Source organism: Sessilibacter corallicola (genome assembly GCF_021290925.1).
GTDB lineage: Bacteria > Pseudomonadota > Gammaproteobacteria > Pseudomonadales > Cellvibrionaceae > Sessilibacter > Sessilibacter corallicola.
Genome location: NZ_JAJSLX010000006.1, coordinates 1 through 5,601 on the forward strand (window position 1 = coordinate 1; position 5,601 = coordinate 5,601).

At 42.8% G+C, this 5,601-nt stretch carries 6 protein-coding genes, 4 tRNA genes and 1 rRNA gene; all 11 read left to right on the top strand.

Annotated features, from left to right (window positions below; genetic code table 11):
• Positions 1 to 80, top strand: a 5S ribosomal RNA gene (gene rrf, locus LU361_RS20455); the annotation flags it as partial.
• Positions 81 to 373: 293 nt separating this feature from the next.
• Complete coding sequence (locus LU361_RS19910) at positions 374 to 943, top strand: chorismate pyruvate-lyase family protein (protein ID WP_233090925.1); 570 nt, start codon at positions 374 to 376, stop codon at positions 941 to 943.
• Between the two features lie 27 nt (positions 944 to 970).
• Positions 971 to 2,077: an alanine racemase gene (gene alr, locus LU361_RS19915; RefSeq protein ID WP_233090926.1), complete on the top strand. Its 1,107-nt coding sequence runs from the start codon at positions 971 to 973 to the stop codon at positions 2,075 to 2,077.
• Positions 2,070 to 3,095: a bifunctional biotin--[acetyl-CoA-carboxylase] ligase/biotin operon repressor BirA gene (birA, locus tag LU361_RS19920; RefSeq protein WP_233090927.1), complete on the top strand. Its 1,026-nt coding sequence runs from the start codon at positions 2,070 to 2,072 to the stop codon at positions 3,093 to 3,095. Before alr ends, birA begins: the two co-directional genes overlap by 8 nt.
• Entirely contained in the window at positions 3,076 to 3,846 is a 771-nt protein-coding gene (locus tag LU361_RS19925; protein WP_233090928.1) for a type III pantothenate kinase, read from the top strand. Before birA ends, LU361_RS19925 begins: the two co-directional genes overlap by 20 nt.
• A 134-nt stretch (positions 3,847 to 3,980) precedes the next feature.
• A complete protein-coding gene (locus tag LU361_RS19930; protein ID WP_233090929.1) occupies positions 3,981 to 4,673 on the top strand; it encodes an SPOR domain-containing protein in 693 nt (230 codons plus the stop codon).
• 65 nt (positions 4,674 to 4,738) lie between these two features.
• A tRNA-Thr gene (locus LU361_RS19935) sits at positions 4,739 to 4,814 on the top strand.
• Positions 4,815 to 4,906: 92 nt separating this feature from the next.
• Positions 4,907 to 4,990 (top strand) — tRNA-Tyr (locus tag LU361_RS19940).
• 109 nt (positions 4,991 to 5,099) lie between these two features.
• A tRNA-Gly gene (locus tag LU361_RS19945) sits at positions 5,100 to 5,173 on the top strand.
• Positions 5,174 to 5,253: 80 nt separating this feature from the next.
• Positions 5,254 to 5,329: transfer RNA gene (locus LU361_RS19950), tRNA-Thr, on the top strand.
• 136 nt (positions 5,330 to 5,465) lie between these two features.
• Positions 5,466 to 5,601 (top strand): GTP-binding protein (locus LU361_RS19955; RefSeq protein ID WP_233090930.1); only part of this gene is annotated, 136 nt, incomplete at its 3' end.

Consider the following 5,601-nt stretch of genomic DNA (forward strand, 5'->3'; position numbering starts at 1 on the left):
ATCCCGAACTCAGTAGTGAAACGATACATCGCCGATGGTAGTGTGGGGATTCCCCATGTGAGAGTAGGTCATCGTCAAGCTCTTAAATCTAAAAGGGCCATCCTAAGCGGATGGCCCTTTTTTTATGGTTCATGTTTCAGGGGTTATGCAGTGATGGGTTGCTCATTGCCTGATTCTGATTCTTTCCCTGATTCTTCCTCTCCTTCGTATCTTAGCGCGATAATCTTGCCAACGGATGCTTATTTTCAACAAAACTTAGTTCCAAAATTCAATTCCTTAATATATCCCCCCCGCTTTAAAGTGGATTTTAAACAAGGATATTCTTCCTTTTTTGTGTATAAACACTCTTACTGTATTTATTAATGAAAATTGTATGAAATATTTATTCGACCAAGAAATTGAGCCTATTTTTGTGTCATCAGGTTACTTCGATGGCCAGCTACTTGGTGTATCAGGTAACGGAGTTCCTGTAGATTTTGAATCTTTACCTAGACTATTGCGGGTGATGCTGACGTGTGACGGTACCTTGTCGAAGGCAATTGAATCCGCATTTTTCGAACCGATTACAATCGACCTTCTTGAGCAGGTCGACGTTGAATCCGATGGCCGAGCAGCAAAACTTATTAGGCGAGACATCAACTTAATAGGGATGCATTCCAAAACACGTTATACATTTGCGCGCTCTTATCTGGATTTATCCGTAATTCCTGAAAATTTAGCAAATGAGCTTGAAGAAACAGGTAAGGGTGTTGGTTGGCTTCTGCGAAAATTAAATCAGGAGCAATTTAGAGAAGTATTCACCGTTGGTTGGTCTAAGGATTTGCCTGTAGAAGAACATCCGAAAGGGATCGATCTTGGTGTTTACCGAGTCTATTGTATTAAGTGTAACGGTCGACGTTTTATGGAGATCACAGAACATTATCCAATTGATTTGTATCGATAGATATCAGCCATATGAAGAGATTTGGACATGACGCCTGAGTTGACGATCAATTTAGATGCTCTTGTAAGCAATTGGCGAACAATAAATTCATTGTCAAAAACTGCCGTAGCAGGAGCTGTTGTAAAAGCGAACGCCTACGGTTTGGGTTTGAAAGAAGTCTCTCTGGCGTTATTTAACGCCGGATGTAAAAGCTTTTTTGTCGCCACTTTAGACGAAGCTGTTGAGTTTAGAAAATTTCTAGATGCCGATGCTGATATTTTCGTTTTTTCGGGTTGCCACCCTGGTGAGAGCGAAACATTTGAGCGGTTAAATATAACGCCTGTGCTTAACTCATTGTTTCAAATAGATCATTGGGCAAAACGGGAAAATAGTAAGCCTTGTGCGCTCATGCTTGATACTGGAATGAATCGATTGGGTTTGTCGGAAGACGATTTAGACGTTTTTCTTTCAGGTGATTATCATCGACTCAATCTCCAATATGTCCTCAGTCATTTAGCTTGTGCGGATGAGCCTGAGCACGCTCAAAACCCCCTTCAATTGACCAAATTTCAAAACGCATTGAGTCTCATAAAAACCGAGTTTCCGCATGTGGTTGCGAGTTTGTCTAACTCTGCAGGCGCTCTACTTGATGGTAAATATCACTTTGATCTTATGCGCCCTGGGGTGGTTCTCTACGGTGGTTTCCCAGATCCAAAAGTAAAAGTTGGAAACCTTCAAAACGTGGTTGAGCTTTCATTGCCCATTATTCAGGTAAGAAAGCTTACAGAAGATCAATCCGTTGGTTATGGTGCTTCAGAGGTTGCGTTAAAAGGCACTTACCTGGCTACTGTGAGAGTCGGTTATGCAGATGGAATCTTCAGGTGTGCGCAAGGTAAATTAACAGGCATGTTAAAAGGAGAATTGGTTCCGTTAGTGGGGCGTGTATCAATGGATTATTGTGTTTTCGATATTACTGATTTGGTTAATAAGGGTTTAAGTGTCAGAGAACTCGAATCGGGCGGAAAAGTACAACTGATCACCAGTGAGCAAACCATTAATGATTTAGCGTTGATGGAGAATACAATTTCATACGAAGTATTAACGTCACTTGGGAACCGTTATAAAAAAACCTACAGAGGCTCCTGTCATGAATAATGCAAAAAAGTTAACTGCGTCAGAAACTAGCTACGAGTTACTGCGTGTTCTTTCGGATGGTGAGTTTCACTCTGGAGAGTCTCTCGGCGAATCTTTGGGGATAACAAGAGCTGCTATATGGAAACAATTGAAAAAGCTCGAGGATTGGGGTTTAACCGTTGAATCCAATAGGGGCGTTGGCTACAAGCTCAAATCGTCCATTGATCTATTGTCTGCTGATGAAGTAGTGCGCCATCTAACGACACAAGATTTTTTATCCACGTTCGAAGTTTTTCCAAGTATTGATTCAACCAATAAATACCTTCTTGAAAGAGTGCACAATCCCGATTTTTCAGGCTCCGTGGTAAGTGCCGAAATGCAAACCAGTGGTCGTGGTCGAAGAGGTCGAGTTTGGGAGAGTCCATTTGCTAGTAATTTATACTTATCGATTGGATGGACAACCAATGAAGGAATTGCCTCTCTTGAAGGCTTAAGTCTTGCTATTGGAGTCGGTATCGCCGAAGCGGTTGAGAGTTTAGGAATCGCGGGAAATCAGCTTAAGTGGCCTAACGATATTTTAAATCAGAACCGTAAGCTTGCCGGAGTCCTGATTGAAATTGGTGGTGATTTAGCCGGAGATTGTAATTTTGTTGTCGGTATTGGGTTGAATGTACAAATGCAACAGTTGGATGGAGAAAAAATAGATCAGCCCTGGACTGATTTATCGACACTTGCAAAAGAGCAATCGATTACTTTGCCAGGCAGAAACAGGGTTTTATCCATTTTGCTAAATCATCTGTTGCCGATCATTGCCAATTATTCTCATACAGGTCTACAACCGTACATAGACCGTTGGCAACAGAGAAATTGGACTGCGAATCAAGCTGTGACTATTTCGGGCGGGGCGTCCTCTGTATCTGGAGTGAATCTTGGAATAACCGAAAGCGGAGCGCTTCAATTAATAGTGGATGGCGATGTTCGTAATTTTAATGGCGGGGAATTATCGTTGCGGGTGAAAGATGGCTCTATTATTAATTGATCAGGGAAACAGTAATACAAAAATACAAGTTAGGTCGTTATCAGGCGAAATTTTGCAGGCAACACAGAGCATTGTAAATTTTGAACAAAATCAGTTTCTTCAATCGGATAAAGCCCCAATTTCTCATATTGCTTTGGCCAGTGTCGCTAAAGCAGAAGCCAAGCAATGGTTAAAAGAGTCTTTAACAAAGCAACTGGGTTCTGAGGTCTTGTTGGTCGAGGCGGAGACGGAAACTGAACTCAGTATGCCCAATACCAAAATTCTCAACAGCTATTGCGACCCCAGTCAAATGGGGATTGATCGTTGGCTTGCAGTTGTTGCAGGTGTTACTCGTTATCCGAACCGTGGGATAGTCATTGTTGACTCCGGTAGCGCTGTGAATATTGAGCTTGTTAACTCGAACGCACAGCATTTGGGTGGTTATATCATTCCGGGATTTACCGCAATGATTCAGACGCTTTATAACGGCACTGGCCAGGTTAAAGTTGACAGGCAGCCAGATTCCTATTCGGTCGAGCCGGGTGATAAAACGCTCGATTGCGTGAACAACGGCATCGCCGGTGCTATCGTTGGATTGATAATGGATTCAATATCAAGGCTAACTGCTGAGTCATTAGCTGAGGATGTTCAGGTGGTGATGGCCGGAGGAGATTCAGCCAAACTAGCCCCTTTGATCAGTTCTCCTACAGAAATTGTTCCTGATTTAGTACTCGATGGTTTGTTTCAGTGGTTTAATGTTAAATGTATCTAGTATTCCAAGTGTGAAATTGCCCGCTAAACTTTAAGCGGCCATATGCTAGTTTGAAAGCCTGCCGATTAACTTGAGTAATTGGTAAAGTTGGAAATACAGGGATTGGTCAACGTTTGCTTTGAGTGAAGCGCCACATGAAAGCGATATTTATATTATTGTTAGTGATTAACACTGTCCTAGCGGGATGGAACATATTTGACGGTGTTAGTGATCAAGAATCAAATGCGAGCATAGCTGTTACCGAAAGAGCTAGGCCGCACCTACCATCGTTAGAAGTACTAACCAAAGAACAGCTAGATAATCTAAAAGTTTTATCTACGTCAAATACATCGGATCCGGTGTTTGAAGAGCTGTGTTCTATGGTCGGCCCATATAAAAACCTGGCTAGAGCGGATATTTTAATTGAGCGTTTATCCGCGCTCGATGTGAATGCCCAGCTAGAGACGTTAGAAATTCCCATTGAGCCGGCTTATTGGGTGTATCTGCCTCCGTTGCCATCAAAAGACTCCGCCTACCGAAAGTTATCTGAATTGCAAACATTGGGTATCGACAGTTATGTGATACCTAAGGGAAATTTGAGTAACGGAATCTCTCTTGGTTTGTTTAACGAATACTCGGGTGCAATTGCCAAGAAGGAAGATTTGGAAGCGAAAGGTTATGCGGTTGAAATTCACGAAGAGCAGAGAACCATCGCCCAGAATTGGGTGGTTGCTAAATCCTCAGAAAGCGCAAAAATCACCCCAAAAATCTGGTCTAGCCTAATTTCTGGCCAAGAAAATGTTGGATATCAACAAAATTTCTGTCCAGCTGTTGCATCCTTAAAATAGTTTCACTAGAATCGCGCCTCCACAAACAAAGGCAGGTATCAAAACTTGTTTTTAAGTGGAAGTGTGCTGGCGTAGCTCAGTTGGTAGAGCAGCTGACTTGTAATCAGCCGGTCGGGGGTTCGACTCCTCTCGCCAGCTCCATAATTATACTAAAATCAATTGCTTATCTTTGAAAAAAGTAAGTAAGCAGTTGACAGAAGTAAACAAGAGGCGGAAAATACGCGCCTCCTTGCGCAGGGGTTCCCGAGTGGCCAAAGGGATCAGACTGTAAATCTGACGCGCAAGCTTCGGTGGTTCGAATCCACCCCCCTGCACCATGAATTGTCATTTCAATAAATCTACATGTTGGTTTTATTGAAAAAGGATCGGTCAACTGAAGTTAAGTTGGCCGATTTTCTATGAGTGGTACTTAATGGCAACAAGCCTGCGGGCATAGTTCAATGGTAGAACCTCAGCCTTCCAAGCTGATGATGCGGGTTCGATTCCCGCTGCCCGCTCCAATATATGTAATCACAAAGTTTATGTATATAAAAGGCTATCATTGAACTTAACCCTCATAGTTAAAGTTAGAAAGAAATTTGCTCAAGTAGCTCAGTTGGTAGAGCACACCCTTGGTAAGGGTGAGGTCGGCAGTTCAAATCTGCTCTTGAGCTCCAGTTTTGGTCGGCCATTCTGGTTGATTTAAAGTTTGAGATCTAAGTATTTAGCTTGGGACTCGTTAGTAAGCGGTAGGTTGAATTCTAGGTCGGCTAAGTTTGGTCTATCCCACGTCCCTGTTGAGGAGAGTTTGCAATGGCAAAAGAAACATTTGAACGTAGTAAACCCCACGTAAACGTGGGCACCATTGGTCACGTTGACCACGGTAAAACCACTTTGACCGCAGCTTTGACTCGCGTATGTGCAGAAGTATGGGGCGGCGACGCTGTTG

Coding starts and splice junctions, on each gene's coding strand:
- LU361_RS19910 (WP_233090925.1), top strand. CDS start 374: ATGAAATATTTATTCGACCAAGAAATTGAGCCTATTTTTGTGTCATCA.
- alr (WP_233090926.1), top strand. CDS start 971: ATGACGCCTGAGTTGACGATCAATTTAGATGCTCTTGTAAGCAATTGG.
- birA (WP_233090927.1), top strand. CDS start 2,070: ATGAATAATGCAAAAAAGTTAACTGCGTCAGAAACTAGCTACGAGTTA.
- LU361_RS19925 (WP_233090928.1), top strand. CDS start 3,076: ATGGCTCTATTATTAATTGATCAGGGAAACAGTAATACAAAAATACAA.
- LU361_RS19930 (WP_233090929.1), top strand. CDS start 3,981: ATGAAAGCGATATTTATATTATTGTTAGTGATTAACACTGTCCTAGCG.